General features: G+C 28.1%; 16 protein-coding genes and 1 tRNA gene. 11 read left to right on the plus strand and 6 right to left on the minus strand.

Features of this window, described 5'->3' with window-relative positions; all coding sequences use genetic code 11:
• Window positions 1–90 precede the first annotated feature (90 nt).
• A complete protein-coding gene (locus LG45_RS06030) occupies window positions 91–2,805 on the plus strand; it encodes an AsmA family protein (RefSeq protein WP_035125475.1) in 2,715 nt (904 codons plus the stop codon).
• 302 nt (window positions 2,806–3,107) lie between these two features.
• Window positions 3,108–4,406, plus strand: coding sequence for a site-specific integrase (locus tag LG45_RS06035; protein WP_035125477.1), 1,299 nt, complete (start codon window positions 3,108–3,110; stop codon window positions 4,404–4,406).
• Between the two features lie 147 nt (window positions 4,407–4,553).
• Here LG45_RS06035 and LG45_RS06040 read toward each other — a convergent pair whose 3' ends face one another.
• Entirely contained in the window at window positions 4,554–4,775 is a 222-nt protein-coding gene (locus LG45_RS06040) for a helix-turn-helix domain-containing protein (RefSeq protein WP_035125478.1), read from the minus strand.
• Between the two features lie 244 nt (window positions 4,776–5,019).
• Between LG45_RS06040 and LG45_RS06045 the strand changes: the two genes are divergently transcribed.
• Window positions 5,020–5,508, plus strand: a complete 489-nt coding sequence (locus tag LG45_RS06045; protein ID WP_035125480.1) for a hypothetical protein — start codon at window positions 5,020–5,022, stop codon at window positions 5,506–5,508.
• A 445-nt stretch (window positions 5,509–5,953) separates the two neighbouring features.
• Window positions 5,954–7,042, plus strand: a complete 1,089-nt coding sequence (locus LG45_RS06050) for a S1 family peptidase (RefSeq protein ID WP_035125481.1) — start codon at window positions 5,954–5,956, stop codon at window positions 7,040–7,042.
• Window positions 7,043–7,149: 107 nt separating this feature from the next.
• On the opposite strand, the gene LG45_RS06055 is transcribed toward LG45_RS06050, so the two are convergent.
• From LG45_RS06055 to LG45_RS06070, 4 genes are all read right to left on the minus strand, one after another.
• On the minus strand, window positions 7,150–8,073 hold the full coding sequence (locus LG45_RS06055; protein WP_035125483.1) for a hypothetical protein: 924 nt from the start codon (window positions 8,071–8,073) through the stop codon (window positions 7,150–7,152).
• Entirely contained in the window at window positions 8,073–8,369 is a 297-nt protein-coding gene (locus LG45_RS06060) for a MerR family transcriptional regulator (RefSeq protein ID WP_035125484.1), read from the minus strand. The genes LG45_RS06055 and LG45_RS06060 overlap by 1 nt, the downstream gene beginning before the upstream one ends.
• A gap of 82 nt (window positions 8,370–8,451) precedes the next feature.
• Complete coding sequence (locus LG45_RS06065; protein WP_035125485.1) at window positions 8,452–9,348, minus strand: hypothetical protein; 897 nt, start codon at window positions 9,346–9,348, stop codon at window positions 8,452–8,454.
• Window positions 9,349–10,068: 720 nt separating this feature from the next.
• Window positions 10,069–10,141, minus strand: a tRNA-Phe gene (locus LG45_RS06070).
• Between the two features lie 122 nt (window positions 10,142–10,263).
• On the opposite strand from LG45_RS06070, the gene LG45_RS06075 reads away from it, so the two are divergent.
• The 7 genes from LG45_RS06075 (at window position 10,264) to LG45_RS06105 (ending at window position 17,763) form a co-directional block, all read left to right on the plus strand.
• The gene (locus LG45_RS06075) at window positions 10,264–10,992 is read left to right on the plus strand and encodes a type III pantothenate kinase (protein ID WP_035125486.1); all 729 of its coding nucleotides are present in this window, start codon (window positions 10,264–10,266) and stop codon (window positions 10,990–10,992) included.
• The gene (bamG, locus tag LG45_RS06080) at window positions 10,989–12,239 is read left to right on the plus strand and encodes a BamG family beta-barrel-assembly machinery protein (protein WP_035125487.1); all 1,251 of its coding nucleotides are present in this window, start codon (window positions 10,989–10,991) and stop codon (window positions 12,237–12,239) included. Before LG45_RS06075 ends, bamG begins: the two co-directional genes overlap by 4 nt.
• Before the next feature lie 16 nt (window positions 12,240–12,255).
• Window positions 12,256–13,515 carry a tetratricopeptide repeat protein gene (locus LG45_RS06085; RefSeq protein WP_035125493.1) on the plus strand — a complete coding sequence of 420 codons (1,260 nt, stop codon included), beginning with the start codon at window positions 12,256–12,258 and terminating at the stop codon, window positions 13,513–13,515.
• 2 nt (window positions 13,516–13,517) lie between these two features.
• Window positions 13,518–14,069, plus strand: a complete 552-nt coding sequence (gene lptC, locus LG45_RS06090; protein ID WP_035125496.1) for an LPS export ABC transporter periplasmic protein LptC — start codon at window positions 13,518–13,520, stop codon at window positions 14,067–14,069.
• Window positions 14,070–14,071: 2 nt separating this feature from the next.
• The gene (locus LG45_RS06095) at window positions 14,072–14,305 is read left to right on the plus strand and encodes a hypothetical protein (protein WP_052087508.1); all 234 of its coding nucleotides are present in this window, start codon (window positions 14,072–14,074) and stop codon (window positions 14,303–14,305) included.
• Complete coding sequence (locus LG45_RS06100) at window positions 14,306–15,565, plus strand: hemolysin family protein (protein WP_035125498.1); 1,260 nt, start codon at window positions 14,306–14,308, stop codon at window positions 15,563–15,565.
• Window positions 15,566–15,672: 107 nt separating this feature from the next.
• On the plus strand, window positions 15,673–17,763 hold the full coding sequence (locus tag LG45_RS06105; protein WP_035125500.1) for a peptidylprolyl isomerase: 2,091 nt from the start codon (window positions 15,673–15,675) through the stop codon (window positions 17,761–17,763).
• A 71-nt stretch (window positions 17,764–17,834) separates the two neighbouring features.
• On the opposite strand, the gene LG45_RS06110 is transcribed toward LG45_RS06105, so the two are convergent.
• Window positions 17,835–18,749, minus strand: a complete 915-nt coding sequence (locus LG45_RS06110; RefSeq protein WP_035125501.1) for a GYDIA family GHMP kinase — start codon at window positions 18,747–18,749, stop codon at window positions 17,835–17,837.
• Window positions 18,750–18,852 lie beyond the last annotated feature (103 nt).

The raw sequence follows: 18,852 nt of genomic DNA on the forward strand, positions 1-18,852 counted from the left end.
TCCCTAAAAGACCTTTCATTAATTTGTTAGGTCTTTTTTTATTTCGGTAACTTATTATAGATTTGCATCTTATAAGAATGAAAAATAGTTATGAAAAGAATAGTAGTAAAATCATTTAAGATTTTCGGAATTACAACAGGATTAATTTTGTTGTTAATGTTTTTATTACCAATCCTTTTTCCAGGTAAAATTGAACTTGAAATTAAAAAATTTGCCAATCAAAAATTGAAAGGAGAAGTAGCTTTTAAGGAAGCAAATCTTTCCTTTTTTAATCATTTTCCTTCCTTAACATTGTCATTAGAAGAGTTTTCATTAAAAGGTTCTGAACCATTTAAAAAAGATACTTTAGTTGCTGCCAACGAAATTGCCTTTGGAATAAACTTGAAGCATTTATTATTTAATGGAGATGTTACCATTGATAAAGTTTTCCTATCAGATGCTTTTGTAAATATAAAAGTTAATGAAAAAGGAGAAGCCAATTATAACGTGTATGATTCCAATAATAAAGAAACTTTAAAAGATACAGCCTCAACAAAAATTCGATTAGATAAAATAACTATTGAAGATACACATCTTGTTTATGATGATAAAGCGACAAAAATTTTAATTGATGCAAAAGGATTTAATTATATAGGAAAAGGTGATTTAGACAAATCGATATTTGATTTAAAAACCGAGGCACATATCGATGATTTCAATTTCACATTTGATAACGAGCAATATCTGAAAAATAAAAAGGTAAACGCAGAATTAATCACAAAAGTAAATACCAATTCGCTTTCATTTATATTTGAACAAAATAATTTAAAAGTAAATAAACTCCCAATTGACTTTGTTGGCAAACTAGATTTTCTTAAAAATGGTTACGATTTAGATTTTAAAGTGCAATCAAAAAACAGTAAGCTAAATGATTTCTTCACCGCATTGCCACCAGCATACGTAACTTGGTTGGAGAAAACAAAAGTAAAAGGGACTACCGATTTAGTTTTTACCTTAAAAGGAAAATATATTGCATCAACTAATGAGAAACCCGATTTAGCATTCAACATGAAAATTCGTGACGGTGAAGTTAATTATAACAAAGCACCAATTTCAGCGACAAATATCTTCCTAAATTTTGACACAAAATTACCTTTGTTAGATACAGAGAAATTGAAAGTAAATATTGATTCAATTTTCTTTAATGTTGGTAAAGATTATGTAAAAGCAATTGTTAAAACCGAAGGTGTAACTACGCCAAATATAGATGCCAGAATTAAATCTGAAATAAATTTAACCCAACTAGATCAGGCGTTTGGATTAGAAAATATGGATTTAAAAGGATTGCTGAACGTAGATATAAATTCTAAAGGCGTTTTTGATAAAGTCAACAAAAAACTACCAATAACAAAAGGTTTAATTTCCTTCAAAAGTGGCTATATTAAGACTGATTTTTATCCAAATGCAATGAAGAATATTAATCTTTTAGCATCCGTTTCTGATGATTCTGGAACATTAAAAGATTTGAAAATCAATATAAATCCAGCGTCATTTAATTTTGAAGGAAAGCCAATTTACGTTAAAGCAAATCTTGAAAATTTTGAAAACATTAAATATGATATTGATGCCAAAGGCGAATTAGATTTGGCAAAAATCTATAAAGTGTTTTCTCAAAAAGGATTGGATTTAGAAGGTTACATAAAAGCTGATGTGTCGTTTAAAGGTACTCAACAAGATGCAATTGCTGGAAATTACAGTAAATTAAACAATAAAGGAACGCTAATTCTTAGGAATATCCGAACCAAATCAGAATACCTTCCTAAACCATTTATAATTAAAGAAGGGTTTTTTGTTTTCAATCAAGATAAAATGAATTTCAATAATTTCATTGCGGTATATGGAAAATCCGATTTTAAAATGAATGGCTATATGCAGAATGTAATCGATTTTGTGCTGTCGGATAAAGCTGTTTTAAAAGGCGATTTCAATGTTGATGCCAACTACATAAACATTGATGAATTTATGTCTAAATCTGATGTGAAAACAAGTGAAGCTACTTCAACGTCAAATGGTGTTGTGGTAATTCCACCAAATTTTGATTTGCAATTTAATTGTTCAGCACAAAAAGTAGATTTTGACGAATTAAAATTGCAAAACTTAAAAGGTAATGTAACCATCAATAATGGAAAATTGTATCTAAATAAATCAGCTTTTGATATTATAGGTTCTAATGTGGCAATGGATGTAATTTATGGAAGTGAATCTGCAAGTAAAGCATTCTTCGATTTTAAGGTTCTGGCTAAAGAGTTTGATATAAAACGAGCTTACAACGAAATTAAAATGTTTCGCGAAATGGCATCAGCTGCTGAAAATGCTGAAGGAATTATTTCATTAGATTACAAAGTTGGTGGAAAATTAAACAATGAAATGATGCCAATTTACCCGTCAATTAAAGGCGGCGGAACACTATCTGTGAAGAAAGTAAAAATGAAAGGTTTTAAGATGTTCGGCGCAGTTAGTAAAAAAACAGGTAAAGACGGAATTAAAAATCCAGATGTTTCTAATGTCGATATTAAGTCAACCATAAAAAATAACATTATAACCATAGAACGATTTAAGTTTAAAGTAGCAGGTTTTAGACCAAGAATTGAAGGCACAACAAGTTTTGATGGACGATTAAACATTAAAATGCGTTTGGGTTTACCGCCATTAGGAATTATAGGAATTCCATTATCAGTAACTGGAACAAAAGATAATCCAAAAGTAAAGTTAGGTCGAAAAACAGAAGATTTGGAAGAAACAGAGTATGAAGAGACTACTCCATAATCTTAAAAATTATAATTAATAAACGCATTGCTGAAAAGTTGATGCGTTTTTTTTGTTTAATTTCAAAAAACAAAAAACCCGAATATTGCTATTCGGGTTTCGTGGTACCTCCAGTACCATTAATATTTAATCTGCTTAATTTTATCTTTTCTCATTTCAATTATATAAGCATTAATAATAAAGGCATTAAATGTATTTAAGTTTAGTTGAATTAATTTCAATTAAAATAAATTTTAAATATAAAGCACCCTATCAAGCACCCTATTTATAATTTCATTATATTTGTCTGTAATATAAAAGATATGATTAAGACAGTTGAAAATTCTAATGGAATAGTAAGATTTGCATTCAAAGAACCTAAAAAGTTACTTGAAACGGATAAAAAGAAAGAGAGTTTAATTTTTCTTCATTTTTCTTATGGTGGAAATAGGTTTAAATATTCTACAGGTTATAAATCTTGTTTTATGGATTGGGATTTTGACAAACAACGAATAAAGCAAACTAAAGTAAATATTATTAACGCAAATGAAGTTAATGAGTTTTTAAGCAATATTGAAAACGTTGTTAAAAAAGAATATTCTCGTTTAATAGCTGAACATTTAATTGTTTCTAATAAAATTTTAAAGTCGTTTTTAGATGATTATTTGAATAAAAATGTAGTTGTCAATAATTCCAAGCCTAAAACATTTTTTGAATTTGCTGATGAGTTTTTAGAATTAAAATCAAAAGAGATAGTTGATGTAACAAAACGCTCTTATAAACAAACATTATTAAAAGTTAAAAATTTTGGAATTGAGAATGATGAAAAAATCTCTTTTAATTCTTTTGATAAAACGTTTGTAATTAATTTTATTGAATACCTACAAGAAAATGATTTTTCTCAAAACACTATTTCTAAACATTTAAAAAATCTTAAAACATTTCTAATAGAAGCAAGTCAAAAGAGGTTAATTGATAATTTAGATTTTAATATTAAAGACTTCAGTTTTTCTCCCGAAGAAACAACAGCAATTTATTTAACCGAAATAGAACTTAGTCAAATGTTGGAACTTGATTTGTCTGAAAAAAAACATTATGAACTTGCAAGAGATATTTTTCTTATTGGTTGTTATACAGGTCAGAGGATTTCAGATTATAATGGATTAACTAAATCATCAATCAAAACTATTAATGGAAAAGAATATTTTTCTATTAAGCAAAAGAAGACAAAAGCAAGAGTTAATTGTCCTATTACAAAAGAAATTCGTCAAATCATGAATTTGCGCCATAATGGAGAACCTCCAAGAAAGATTTTAGAAAAAGACTTAAATAAATACATTAAAAAAATCGGTGAAATTTTGAAGTTTGAAGAAAAAATCGAATGTATTTATAATAAAGGAGGAAAGCAAATAATTGAACAAATTCCAAAGTTTAAATTGATTCATTCTCATACTGCAAGAAGAAGCTTTTGTACAAATAAATATAAAATTAAAATGCCTGTTTATGATATTATGATGTTCAGCGGTCACAAGACAGAAAAAGAATTTTATAAATATATAAGAATTATAGGAGAGGAAAGGGCATCATATATTGTTGATAGTGGATTGTATTTTAATTTATAAACAACATCAAACAAACACAAAGCAATAATCACATCACATAACGGTTAAAAAGAAAAAACAACAAATCTATTGAGATAACTAATTCAAGAAAAAGCAACTATAAATAAGTTAAGATGATACTATAAAATTCAATGTTTGAGTATGGCATTATTTAAAATCTAAAATATCTTTTGGCTCAATTTCTAAAGCATTTGCAATTTTGATTATAGTTTTGATTGTTGCAAATACTTCGCCTCTTTCAACTCTTCCAATGGATGTTTTAGGCATATTACATATATCGGCAAGACCTTGTTGAGATATTTCTTTGCTTTCTCTCAATTGCCTAATATGAATACCTAATTTTGAAATATATTCTTCCTCAAAAATCATATTTCAAAGGTCAACAAGAAATAAATTTCAGTCAGTCACATTTAAGCGACCAATTTTATTATATTTGAAAAAGTTTATGTAATTACGGAAATCCGTAAAATAGCATTAATTAGAATTATAATATTTGCATTGATATAAAAAATATAGCGTAACATTGAGATTATTTAATAAGTTATAAATGTTAAATCCACGCTTTTGGTTGTTTAATTTTCACTTTGGGTTTGAGTGATTATATCTAAAATCTATGAAAACACTTATTTTTTTGTTACTTTTTTGCAGTTTTTCATTTGCGCAAACTTCAACTGAAAAGTGGAATGACTACAATAGACGATACGAATATTTCGATTCAAATGGCAATATGACAGGTTATAAAACCTACAATTCATATACGCAAGCTTGGGAATATTATAAAATTGAAAATACTCAACGTCAAGTTGTTCAATCTTATGACTTTAACACGGCGTACAAAGTTTTAGAGTATAAACAAAATAAGTTTGATAATAATTTTGCTAAAATTCAAAACTATATAAATCATATGTTTGACAATCTACGTCAATCAGACAATGAACCTGAAATAATCAATCGTGTTATAAGAAGATTTGAGGATGAAGCTGTTGATAAAATACCTAAAGATGCTGATTTATCACAAGATTACAATAGAGAACTAATAATGAAATTTCTATATCAACAAGCTAAACGAATAATGAAAAGTGAAGGACTTCTAAAAGAATAAAAATTAATTTCAAAAGACATATTGAAATAATCAATGACAAAATTGTATGTTTGATAGATTTTAATTAAAAAATGCTTTTTGCTATTTTAAAGCTATGTTCTTACAAGTATGATAGATAATAAATTATACACTTAAATTGTTAATAAATTCAAAATTATGAAAATAAAATTTTTATCATTAATCTTATTGACTTTTCTATTCTCCTGTAGGAGTAATAGAGATAATTGTATCCAAGACCTTGTTGATAATAAAGGATATTCTTATGATGATGCATGTGAGATATGCGATAATGAATCAGTAAGAGATTGAGCATAGTAATTAAAAAAAACACTTATTTCATTTATCCAATATTTTTAGTTACCCATTAACTAATAAATCAATTCTCATTACTAAAATAATGTTATTAGAACATAAAATGATGTTTTAATAATAAAATTAAGTTTTTATGAAAAATTCTATAATTAAACTATTGATATTTTTTATTTCTTTTCAATTTATTTCGTGTTCAAAAAATATTGAACCTGAAAGCCCCGAGAAGATTTTTGAAAAGTATAAAAGTAGTGTAGTACTAATAGCAAGTCAATATTATTACGAAGTAAATGATGGGCAATCAAAATATTACTACTCGCCAGATTCTCAAAAAAAAATATTTTTTACAGAGAAAGAAGCTATTGAAAATTTATCATTTTCTTCAGGAACAGGGTTTATAATATCAGAAAAAGGCGAAATCATTACTAACAATCATGTAGTAAACAATAAAGATGAAAATTATAAAGTTGAACTAGTTAAATTAAATGAAAAGCTAAAGGAGCATATTATTTATAATGTCAAAAAGTATAGTGATACATTAGACCTAATAAAAACAACTTATATAGAACATTTTGAACAAATGGATTATTATGAAAAACAAAACCTTCAAAATAGATTTGATTTTCTATCCAATGAAAAAGATTATTTAGCCGAATTATATCGTAAAATTGAGTTTTTAGATTTTAGCAATGCAACTTCTAAATTAATAATACATAAATTAGGAATAGCATTTAATGACACTCATGTTACTGAATTAGATGACTTACAAGAATGTGTAGTTGTGAAAACATCAGAGAGAGAAAATATTGACTTAGCTTTAATACAGACAAAAAATAAAAATTTTAATGTAAAACCCAATTATATTCTAAATTTTAAAGACAATAATCCAAACCTAATTGAAAATCCATCAAAAAATAAAGAACGAGATATAAAAAATCCAATAAAAATAAATGAAGATGTATTTATGATTGGTTTTAATAGAGGGTTTTCTTTAGCTAAAACTAAACAAGGAATTAAATCACAATTTACTAGTGGTAAAATAAGTCAGGAAAATGACGGAGAGCGCATTTTATATACAATTCCAACATTAGAGGGTTCTAGTGGTAGCCCTATAATTGATAAATGGGGGAATTTAGTTGGGGTAAATTTTGCAAAAATAACAAATAGTCAAAACTTTAGTTTTGGAGTTCCAGTTTTTGAGGTAAAATCTTTTTATGAAAATTAATTTACTAAAATTATAAACTATCTTTTATTGTATTAACTGTAAAAATATAAAAAAACCCACACTAAAAGGTGGGTTTGTTAATTATATTATAGTTTGCATTTTAGCCCCTAAGCAATATTTAATAATAAAAGATTTTCATCGCAATCATTCAAAAGTTCTTGAAATTTAGATTCAAGATTTTCAAGAATCTCTTTTTTGGTTTTATTCAAATTATGCTTTTCAACCAATAAATTAAAATCTCTCTTAACTCTATTAAATACTTTTAAAGACTCTTCTTTTTTCAGGTGTTTCCAATAGTTTGGGTTTGTAAATTTCACTAAATTAGCTTTGTCTTCTTTTGGTAGATTTAAGAGATAGAATTCATCAACTATGGTTAATTCATTAAACTCTTTTAAAAGCCTCTCATAAAGCCTATAAATTACCTCAATTTCGTTTAAATCTTCTAATTTGAATATTCCTAGATTCTGAATATATCTTTTTTTAATTATCTTTAATTCAATTCTCAATCTATGCTTTTTCAAATGATATTGTTTTGATTTATTATAAATCTTAATATAAAAATCTGTCGTTCTAAATTCTTTAAAATCACCTTTCCCACCAAATTTGTCATCCCTGTAATGATGTTTATTTCTGTACATCATAAGATTATAATCAATTATATCTTGTGGGTTTTTACTAACATCAATGTTAATTCCAAATTCAAGATTAGTCAAAGAAGTTGAATTTTCAATCTTTAATTTTTTAGTCAAATAAGAAATAACTTCTTTCACTTGGCAAAAACTGAAATCATTATAATTTTGGTCTTCATCAAATAAAATTAAGTTTCTAAACTTATGTAAACTACCGTTGATGTATGCATTTATTAAAGTAATTGAAACATCTAAATTTTTATATTTCCCTCTTTTTGGGTACGAACTTATTTCACCTGTAAAAAGATTAATAAAAGTCATCAAATCAATTATTTTACTTGAGACAATAAAATTTTCAAACTTGTCTTTCTCTACTATCTGAAATTTTACGCTATCTATCATTATGCTACTGAATTAAGTTTGTTCATAACGTCATTTTTCAAATAGTAAACTCTGTTGCCCATTTTTTTGGCTTCAAGAATTTTTTTATTGTTCCAATGGAATAAAGTTTCAACAGATACATTCAAGAGCTTTGCAGTCTCTTTTCTTGAATAAATCTTTTCTTCATCATTTTCGATCGGATTTAATTGAATAACTTTAATGAGTTTATTCAATAGCTCTGTTTGAGATTTTGCAATTAGTTCTTGCAATTCGTTTACATTTAATTGTACCAATAATTTTTCATTTTGCTTTGTCATATATTAATGAGTTTTAAAATTTATTTGACAAAATTATGTTATTGTAATTATGGTACTTTTTTATGTACGTACTTAAAAAACACTAATTTAGTTTGTCAAATATGTCTTTAAAATAATCACACATATTATTTCCATAAACATCAATTAATTCATTCATTTTTTTAAGGTTCTTTTTAACGAATATATTTTTAGATAACCCTCCATTAATTGAATCAGTCAATATTGGTCTTAAAGAATCTTCTTTTTTCTTATAGTTTCTCGCTATTTCTTTACCGATATCTGTTGGATTATCAAATTCAATATTGTTATAGATGTAGGTTGTTGAATAAACGTTAACTCTTTCAATATTAATTTTACCTAATATTATTTCAATAAAAACACAATGCCAATCAGCAAGTTTTGCTTCTTTTTTGGGTTTTTCATTTTTTTCTAGAACTAAAAAAGATTTGTCATAAAGAATAAAATATTTCTCTCTTAAAATTTCTATTACCCTATAATATGATTTTATAAATTTTTCTTTAACTAATTGCTTTATCCTGTTTTTAGATAAGTCTAATAAAATTAAAAAATTAATAGATTCTTGAATTTTTTTTAAAAATTGCATCAATGGTATTTCAAAGTTTGGCTTAGTAATATTGTTTTCTAATTCGCCAATAAAACGAGATTCTAAATTTGAAATGTATGTGTTCAAGTCATTCTCAAATAAGTCAAAATCCAATAATACATTTAATTTTTTATAGTCAATCCCACGATATGTATTTGGGTATTTGGAATTATATTTTTTATAATCAAAATACTCTCTTTCATAATCACCACTATCTCCATAACCAAAAAGACTATAGAAAATCATGCAACTCTTTATTGTTTCAATTGTATTCAGAAATTTATAATTAGGAAAGAAATCATCGTTTAATGTGTATAACTCAGGTTCGTAAATTGATTCAATATCTTTCTCATTTACAATTAAATATTCTGCCATATGTTTAATTTTGAAATTTGATTTATATATACTTCTAAGTCAGGTCAAACAATTTAGTACTTGACTAAAAATTGATTTTTTGCTTCTATACCCTAGACCTAATTTTATTTTTTTAACATCTTTAAGACAATCAAAAAAAAATTTTCTTTTCGGCTATGGTTGATTTATTATTTTGTGAATTTATAAAATAAAATTATTACTGAAACCTTGAAGTAAGAAAATGTATTATTAAAAATAAATTAGTTGATTTAGATTTAGGGATTTATGGCGAAAATTTAGATAAGAAATAATATTTTAAAACGAAATCAGTCATAGTCTATGATAGCCCTATTAAATAAAGCATCTCTAAATGATTAATTAAGAAATAATAATTGTTTTTTCTCCTAATGGCTAATTAATATCAAGAATTTAAATATTGAAAATAAATTTATGTATTGAACAGGCATTACCTCCAGGATATAAATAATAGCTTGATAGAAAATTCTTTTCTGCACCCTGTAGATTTAAATGAGTGTGAATTTTAGATTATTTATAAATCCAAAATTACAAAAAGTACAAATTATTTAGATTCGTTTTTATCGTTATTAACTCTTGTGATTAAAAGGGATTAATTTACGTTGAAATAAGAGTGATAATGTAGAAATGAAATTTAAAAGCACCCTCTCAAGCACTCTAAAAACAAAAAACCCTTAAAATCATAATGAAATTAAGGGTTGTATGTGGTACCTCCAGGGATCGAACCAGGGACACATGGATTTTCAGTCCATTGCTCTACCATCTGAGCTAAGGTACCGTTACAATTTTAAGTAGTACTACTTGTTCATTGCGGGTGCAAATATAGAACGATTTTTAATTTATCCAAAACAATTTTTAAAAAAAATCTATTTGTACCTTTGCAGCACAAAATTTAAAAATATGCTTCTAGCGATCGATGTTGGAAATACTCAAATCAAATTGGCTGTATTTGAACAGAATACAATAATTCATAAGGAAATAATCTACTATCAAGAGTGGCAAATTGCGGTTAAAAAAAATTTAAAAAAATTTAAAAAAATCGACAATATCGTGGTTGCGTCGGTGGGAAAACTCAATAAAGAGGACTTTTTTGACCTAAATGCTAATGTTGAAATTAATTTTATTACTTCAGAAAGCCAATTTCCATTCCATAACCTTTATGCTACACCAAATACTTTAGGAATTGATAGAATGGTTTTATCTTCTGGAGCTGTTTTACAATTTCCAAATAAAAAAAGATTAGTAATAGATGCTGGTACTTGTATTACTTATGATTTTATAGATGAAAATGATAACTACCTTGGTGGTGCTATTTCTCCTGGCATAAGGCTTAGATATGAATCATTACATAATTATACTGCAAAGTTGCCGTTATTAACTAAAGAAAATCCAACTAATATAATTGGAAACTCTACAAATCAATCTATTCATTCTGGTGTTGTTAATGGCGTTGCAATGGAAATAGATGGGTTTGTAAACTATAATTTTAATGAAAATGATAACTTTATCATAATTTTAACTGGTGGAGACGCAGAATTTTTGGCTGATAGATTAAAAAATACCATATTTGCCAATTCAAATTTCCTTTTAGAAAGTTTGAACCAAACATTTCAATACAATCACAAATGATTAATAAAATTATTGTAAGCCTTTGCTTATTCTTATCGTTAGTTTCTTTTGCTCAAGAAGGTACATCTTCGCCTTATTCTTTCTACGGACTTGGAGATGTCCGTTTTAGAGGAACAGTAGAAAATCGTTCTATGGGTGGATTATCAGTTTTATCTGATAGTATCCATATTAATTTGCAAAACCCTGCGCAATTGGCTAGTTTAAAACTTACGTCTTTTGCAGTTGCAGGAACTTTTACACCAACTAAAATGAAAACTTCTACTCAAGAAGAGAAGTCTCAAAGAACAACTCTAGATTATTTAGCAGTTGGATTACCATCCAAAAAATTCGGATTCGGATTTGGATTAATTCCGTTTTCTTCTGTTGGATATAAAATTTTAAACATAGCAACAGACGAAGACCCAACGACAAAACGTTATACAGGTTCTGGTGGAATTAATAAAGCATTCTTTGGAGTAGGATATCAAATCACAAAAAAGTTAAGTGTTGGAGCTGATGTGCAATATAATTTTGGAAGTATTGAAACTAAAAGCGTAAACTCTATAGTTGGTGTTCAGTTTGGGTCTCGAGAAATAAATAGATCTGATGTTTCTGGTGTGAATTTTAATTTAGGTCTTGCCTATCAATCTAAAATTACAAAGAAGTTAACTCTTTTTAGTGGTTTAACTTATACACCTCAAGCTAGTTTAAACTTAACAAATGAAAGAAAGATTGCTACAATACAATTTTTAACAACTGGAGGTGAGTTTGTAGTTGATGAAGATGAAATTGATGTAGATGATTCTAAATTAAAAATGCCATCTAAATTAACCTTTGGTACTGCGATTGGACAAGTTAGAAAATGGATGATTGGTAGTGAAATTACATTTCAAGGAACTAGTGATTTAGGAAACAGATTCAATGATATCAACAATGCTACTTACGAAAACTCTATTCGCTATAGTGTAGGAGGTTATTATATTCCAAAATATACTTCGTATACAAGTTATTTAAACAAAGTAACTTATAGAGGCGGATTTAGATATGAAAATACTGGTCTCATAGTTTTCGGACAACAGATAAACGATTATGCAATGACGCTAGGATTTGGTTTGCCACTAAACGGAACATTCTCTAATATAAATTTAGGTTTTGAGTTTGGAAAAAGAGGCACTACAAATGCTGGCTTAATTGAAGAAAATTACACAAATATCAGCCTAGGATTTACTTTTAATGATGAATGGTTCAGAAGACGTAAGATTAATTAATCTAAAAACTTAAATTATGAAGATACTATTTTCTTTAGTACTTTTTTTAATTTCTTGTGGAACAATTTTTTCTCAAGAAATTGATTGTGACAATAAACAAAAACAATTGTCTTCTGCTATTACTAATTCTGATTTTGCAAAAGCAAATCAAATTTTGTCTGAAACTAGGCTAAAATGTGCCACAAAATCAGAAGTTTTTTATCTTCAAGGAATTGAAGTGCTTAAATATAATATCGAACTTGCTGCAGATGACAAAAAGGAAGTTGCCGTTTTAGATTTGGTAAAATTCTATGATCAATACGATAAAAATTTCCCTGATAATAAAAATGGAAACCTTATCAATAAAGCAATGGTTCTTTACGAATCTAAAATTTCTAAAGAAAATGAAGCTTATCTAAGTTTTGATAAAGCTTTTGCAAAAGATAAATTCCAGTTTAAAAACCCTAACGCATTGTATGCATACTTTAAATTGTTTAAAGAGAATTATAATGACAAGAAAAACAATATCTCTTTCAATCAATTGTTAAGTAAATACGGCGAAGTTTTATCTGTAGTCGAGAAAAACAAAAATGAATTTCCAGAGCGAGAAGTAGAATTTAACAATGCATTTTTAGCAGTTAATTCGCTTGTAAAAGAGGATTTGAGTAAAGAAAATGTTGTGGCTTATGCCGAATCTAACTATGCTTCCAATAAAGAAAATGCAGGTTGGTTAGAATCAACAGCCAATTTATTATCGCAAAAAGCAGCAAATGCACCAATCTTTGGAACAGTTGCCAATCAATTACATTTATTAAATCCAAGTTCTAAATCCGCCTATCATCTAGGAAATTTTAATTTGAAAACTAGAAATCAAAGTAAAGCAATTGAATACTTTAGTCAATCTGCTTCATTATCCTCTGATAAATTAGAAAAAGCTAAAACCTACTATACTTTAGCCAACATACTTTCGATGATAGATAAATCAAAGGCCAAAGAAGCATTAAAACTTGCTTCAGAAAATAATCCATCTAACGGAGAATATTATGTTTTTCTTTCGAGTTTATATTCAAATGCTGTTAACGAATGTGGTACAACAACTATTGAGAAAAAAGCAATTTATCAATTAGCGAAAATCACAATAAATAAAGCAGCCCAAGTAGAACCTAAATTTAAAGCAACTGCAGATCAATTTTCTAACAAATTTGAAGTGCCAACGCAACAAGAATTAAGTCAGATTAAAAAGAATGGTAATAAAGTTGCAATTGGTTGTTGGATAAACGAAACAGTTCAGTTTTAATAATGGTAGCTAAGAAAATAGTTCTATTTACAATAGCAATTTTGTTTACATTAGTGCTGATGTCTTCTTGCGAAAGTAATTTCAGAGAAGTTCAAAAGTCGAATTTCGCCGAATTCACTCCTAGTGGAGAAGCTGATTCAATTGATTTAAAATATACCGATTCTGGTAAAATTAAATCCATTCTAGTAAGTCCGAAAATGCTAGATTATGCTACTGTAGAATTTCCTTTTACAGAATTTCCTAAAGGTTTGAAAGTGACAATGTATGATAATAATGGTAAAAAGACTTTTGTCACTTCCAAGTATGCTATCACTTTTAAAAACACCGATTTAATTGATTTACAAGGAAATGTAAAAATCACAAATGAAGCCGGACAATTATTTGAAACAGAACAATTGTATTTTGATCAAAAAAATGAGTGGTTTTATACCGAAAAAAGATTTAAATTTACAGATGCCAAAGGATTTACTTACGGAGAAGGAGTTGATTTTAGCAAAGATTTTAAAATAATAAACTCACAGAGAATTTCTGGAGAAGTGCAAAGCGAAAAATAATTATGAATTACTTAAATTTTACAAAATATATTTATTTATTGGTTGGTATCGTCATGACAGGCGATGCAATTTATAATTGGAATAATCCAGAAAAACCTTGGCTATCTGTATTAATAGCTGCAATGGGTTTCTTTACTTTTTTCTTCAGAAGTCGTTTTGCGAAAAAATTTGAAGCAAGAAAAAATCAAACTACTTCAGTAAATCAAGATTCGCCAGAAAACCAAAATAAATCATAGATGGAAATCATAGTAATAATTGTATGTTTATTACTTTCTGCCTTTTTTTCAGGAATGGAAATTGCCTACGTTTCTTCCAATAAAATATATCTTGAAATAGAAAAAAAACAAGATAATTTTCTTTCCAACATTTTAACTAAAATTACCGAGAAACCTTCAAAGTTCATAGCTACAATGCTTGTTGGGAATAATATTTCCATTGTTATTTACGGTTTTTTTATGGGTGATTTGATAATGAATTGGATTAATTTCTTAGGATATCAATTTTCTGAAATAACAAATGTCTTAATACAATCCATAATTTCAACTTTAGTTATTTTAATAACATCAGAATTTTTGCCAAAAGTTTTTTTTCAGATATATGCCAATAGTTTAATCAAATTTTTTGCTGTTCCTAGCTATTTTTTCTTCATTATTTTCAACTACATTTCAACCTTTATCATTTGGATTTCGGATATTATTCTGAAAAAATTCTTTAAGACAGAAGGTGATTATGTACCTTCTTTTTTTAGCAAAATTGAATTAGGAAATTATATTAATGAACAAATGAGTAGCGTTGATAACGACGAAGATGTAGATTCTGAAATTCAAATTTTTCAAAATGCTCTTGAGTTTTCTGGTGTGAAAGCAAGAGAAATAATGACGCCAAGAACCGAATTAGTAGCTGTAGAAATACACAGTTCTGTTTCGCAATTAAGAGAATTATTTATCCAAACTGGTTATTCTAAAATTTTAATTTACCAAAATTCATTAGACGATATTATTGGATATGTTCACTCCTTCGAATTGTTCAAAAAACCGCGAAGCATTAAAGCCATAATGATTCCAGTAGAATATGTTCCAGAAACTATTTTTATCAAAGATGTTTTAAATTTATTGACAAAAAAACGTAAAAGTGTAGCAGTAATTCTTGACGAATACGGTGGAACGTCCGGAATAGTTACGGTTGAAGATATTGTTGAAGAACTTTTTGGAGAGATTGAAGATGAACACGATAACGATGAAGAATTAATTGAAACTAAAATAGACGATAAAACATTTCTTTTTTCTGCTCGATTGGATGTTGCTTACATTAATGAAGAATACAAATTAGAAATTCCCGAAAGTGATTCTTATGGAACTCTTGGCGGATTTATTGTAGATTTTTCAAAAGAAATTCCTCAAAAAGGAGAACAAATTACCATAGAAAACTTACATTTTGTAATTGAAGAAGCCTCAAATAACAAAATAGATTTGGTAAAAATGACCATTACAGAGTAAAAATAAAAAAAAATCACTTTTTTATTGAAATTATAACTAGACTTTTATAATTATTTCATAGATAATTGTATTTTCGCAAACTGAATTAAAAATTAACATATATAAAAATGGCAGTTTTACAAAAAATTAGACAACGTTCTGGATTACTTTTATTAGTTATCGGGTTTGCATTATTAGCTTTCGTTGTTGGTGAAGCAATTCAAAGCGGTGGATTTAACTCTCCATCAAAAGATGTTGGTAGCATTAATGGAAAAGATGTTCCTTTTGAAGACTTTAGAATGAAAGTCGCAAATATGGAAAAAAGTGGTCAAGGAACTACACAAACTCAAGCTGCAAATCAACTATGGGAACAAGAAATTGCGATCGCACTTCTTTCTGCAGAATTTGATAAGTTAGGTCTTCGTGCTGGTGAAAATCATATCATCGAAAATTTTAAAAATGATCCAAATATTGGACAAAATCCTGCTTTCTTAAATGAATTAGGGAAATTTGACCTTAAAAAATTTAAAGAGTATTTCAAAACTAATCCTGAGCAAGCTCAAATGATGAAGGATAGAGAAAAAGATGCTGAATTGAATGCGAAATACCAAATGTATGCTGCTTTAATCAAAGGTGGAATGTACACAACAGAAGCTGAAGGTAAATTCAAATACGAGTTAGAATCAAACAAAACTTCTTTTGATTATGTAGCACTTTTATATTCTACAGTAAAAGATAGCGATATTAAAGTTACTGATGAAGATTATGTTGCTTACATGAAAAAGCATGAAAAAAGATTCAAATCTGATGGAACTCGTGAAATCGAATACGTTGTTATAGAAGATACTCCATCTAAGGAAGATCAAACGGAAGCAAAAGCTAAAATTGATGCATTATTAACTGGAGGAGTTGTTTTTAACAATGAAACTAAAACTAATGACACTATTCCAAGTTTTAAAAATGCTTCAAATGTAGCTGAATATATTGCTGCTAACTCAGATACTCCTTACGATTCAACTTATGTAAGCAAACAAGATTTGCCAGCAGAACACGCTGAGGCATTATTTAATTTGCCTGTAGGTGAAGTTTACGGACCATACATTACTGGTAAATATTATGCTGTTTCTAAATCAATGGGAAGAAAATCTGGAGCGAAAGCTAAAGCAAGCCATATTTTAATTTCTTGGGAAGGAACGCAAGTACCTAACAAAAAAGAAAAAAGAACTAAAGAAGAAGCTAAAGTTAAAGCTGAAAGTTTATTAGCTCAAGCTGTTGCTAATCCTGGAAGTTTTACAATGTTAGCATTAACAAATTCTGATGATTCATCTGCTCAAAGTGGTGGTGATTTAGGATATTTTGGTCCAAACCAAATGGTAAAACCTTTTAATGATTTTGTATTTGCAAATCCAATTGGTAAAATTGGTTTAGTTGAAACAGAATTTGGTTACCATATTATTAACGTTACCGATAAACAAGATGCTGTTCGTTTAGCAACAGTTTCTCAAAAAGTTGATCCTTCACAAAAAACTACTGATGATGCTTACACTAAAGCAACTAAATTTGAAATGGATGCTGCTTCTAAAGATTTTGCTGTTGTTGCAAAATCTGCTGGTGTAACTGTTAATCCTGCAATTAAAGCAAAACCAATGGACGAAATGTTTGGTTCTGTTGGGAATCAAAGACAAATTGTAAAATGGGCTTACAGCGAAGCTAAAGTTGGTGATGTAAAACGTTTCGAAATTGTAAACGTTGGCCACGTTATTGCTAAATTAACTAAAATAAACGAAAAAGGTTTAATGACAGTTGAAGAAGCAAAACCAATGATTGAAAGTATTATTAAAAACGAGAAAAAAGCTGAAAAATTAAAAGCAAAAGCTTCAGGTTCTTCATTAGAAGCTATCGCTAAAGCAAATGCTACAACGGTTCAACAAGCGGTAGATGTTACTATCGGTAACCCAGTTTTAAACGGTGTTGGTGCTGAACAAAAAGTTGTTGGAACTGCTTTCGGAACTGCAGCAGGAAAATTATCTGCTCCAATTGAAGGAAATAGTGGTATTTATGTAATTAAAGCTAAATCGGTTTTAAAAGCACCAAAAGCTGCTAACTATACTGATTATGTAAACAAAGTAAAAGCAATGTCTAGCCAAGGTGTAGGAAGAGTTATTCCAGCATTGAAAAGTGACGCTAAAATTGAAGATAACAGATTAGAATTCTATTAATATTCTAAATCTTACTTAATAAAAAAATCCTGAGCATGCTCAGGATTTTTTGTTTTTAAATATTCTCAAAATTATAAAATCATATCTTCGTAAGGAATCACAATTCCATATCCTTTATTTTTGAAATAGGAAGTTGGATTTTCCTTAGAAATTGTCAAAACAAAATCGCCACCCCAAGCGCCAAGACTTTTAATAACACCATCGAAATCGTGAAATAGAGCTTCTTTAACCGTTTGTTGTTCTAGAATCGAACTCATTTCTATTTCGTGTTTTTGTAACGCTATAGCGAACTCTTTTGGCTCAGTTGCATTGATAACTGTATCGGTGATAGCATCAATTTTTTTAATGGTTTTTGTAATGTCACCATGATTTTGCAAATAGCTAGCAATTGCCGACTTACTACTCTGCTTTTTATTGAGGTAAACAAAGTAAATTTTATCAGAAAAAGTGGGATTGAATGGTATGTTTTCAACAACAGGTTTATCGTTTACCAATTGATATAGAATAGGTGAGTTGTTTTGCGCGCAAGCCAAATCATAACCGCTTCCACCAAAACTTTTTCTTAGTAAATCGTAGGCATTAATGTTAAGCCAATCTGCAATATTGTTTATTAATGTGGAAGAAGTTCCCAATCCCCAAAATTTTGGAAAAGTTAATTCGGTTGTGATTTTATATCCTTTGGATTTGGTAATAAAATCTGGATTCAGATTATAAGCTTCGTGTAAAATCTCAATCAAGGTATTTTTGATGTTCTGATTTTCTTCGTGCTTGTGTTTTTTAATTATGGATTCAAATGTTATATTAGATTCAAACCAAATGCTTCCGTCAGCATCGTAACTTTTCCATTCGATTACTTCGCCAATTGCTTCTTCAATGATTAAATTTTGACCAAATTTCGTTGGCAATGCCAATGCTTTTGCGCCATCAAGAACTACATATTCTCCTGTAATTAGTAATTTTCCGTTGCTGTAAAAGGTTTGCTTCATTGATAATCTTGTTTTGAAATGATGATTTTGTTTCCAAAAGTTTGCAATCTAGCCCTGATTGGAGGGAAAAACTCCCGATTTTTATCGGGATTTTGGAAGGAAA

The organism is Flavobacterium aquatile LMG 4008 = ATCC 11947, assembly GCF_000757385.1.
GTDB lineage: Bacteria > Bacteroidota > Bacteroidia > Flavobacteriales > Flavobacteriaceae > Flavobacterium > Flavobacterium aquatile.

What these genes read in the sequence shown, in the direction of transcription:
- LG45_RS06065 (WP_035125485.1), bottom strand. Translation starts at nt 9,348, where the DNA reads ATGGCAGAATATTTAATTGTAAATGAGAAAGATATTGAATCAATTTAC.
- LG45_RS06085 (WP_035125493.1), top strand. Translation starts at nt 12,256, where the DNA reads ATGAAGATACTATTTTCTTTAGTACTTTTTTTAATTTCTTGTGGAACA.
- LG45_RS06060 (WP_035125484.1), bottom strand. Translation starts at nt 8,369, where the DNA reads ATGACAAAGCAAAATGAAAAATTATTGGTACAATTAAATGTAAACGAA.
- LG45_RS06105 (WP_035125500.1), top strand. Translation starts at nt 15,673, where the DNA reads ATGGCAGTTTTACAAAAAATTAGACAACGTTCTGGATTACTTTTATTA.
- LG45_RS06050 (WP_035125481.1), top strand. Translation starts at nt 5,954, where the DNA reads ATGAAAAATTCTATAATTAAACTATTGATATTTTTTATTTCTTTTCAA.
- LG45_RS06030 (WP_035125475.1), top strand. Translation starts at nt 91, where the DNA reads ATGAAAAGAATAGTAGTAAAATCATTTAAGATTTTCGGAATTACAACA.
- LG45_RS06075 (WP_035125486.1), top strand. Translation starts at nt 10,264, where the DNA reads ATGCTTCTAGCGATCGATGTTGGAAATACTCAAATCAAATTGGCTGTA.
- LG45_RS06045 (WP_035125480.1), top strand. Translation starts at nt 5,020, where the DNA reads ATGAAAACACTTATTTTTTTGTTACTTTTTTGCAGTTTTTCATTTGCG.
- LG45_RS06110 (WP_035125501.1), bottom strand. Translation starts at nt 18,749, where the DNA reads ATGAAGCAAACCTTTTACAGCAACGGAAAATTACTAATTACAGGAGAA.
- bamG (WP_035125487.1), top strand. Translation starts at nt 10,989, where the DNA reads ATGATTAATAAAATTATTGTAAGCCTTTGCTTATTCTTATCGTTAGTT.
- LG45_RS06100 (WP_035125498.1), top strand. Translation starts at nt 14,306, where the DNA reads ATGGAAATCATAGTAATAATTGTATGTTTATTACTTTCTGCCTTTTTT.
- LG45_RS06040 (WP_035125478.1), bottom strand. Translation starts at nt 4,775, where the DNA reads ATGATTTTTGAGGAAGAATATATTTCAAAATTAGGTATTCATATTAGG.
- lptC (WP_035125496.1), top strand. Translation starts at nt 13,518, where the DNA reads ATGGTAGCTAAGAAAATAGTTCTATTTACAATAGCAATTTTGTTTACA.
- LG45_RS06055 (WP_035125483.1), bottom strand. Translation starts at nt 8,073, where the DNA reads ATGATAGATAGCGTAAAATTTCAGATAGTAGAGAAAGACAAGTTTGAA.
- LG45_RS06095 (WP_052087508.1), top strand. Translation starts at nt 14,072, where the DNA reads ATGAATTACTTAAATTTTACAAAATATATTTATTTATTGGTTGGTATC.
- LG45_RS06035 (WP_035125477.1), top strand. Translation starts at nt 3,108, where the DNA reads ATGATTAAGACAGTTGAAAATTCTAATGGAATAGTAAGATTTGCATTC.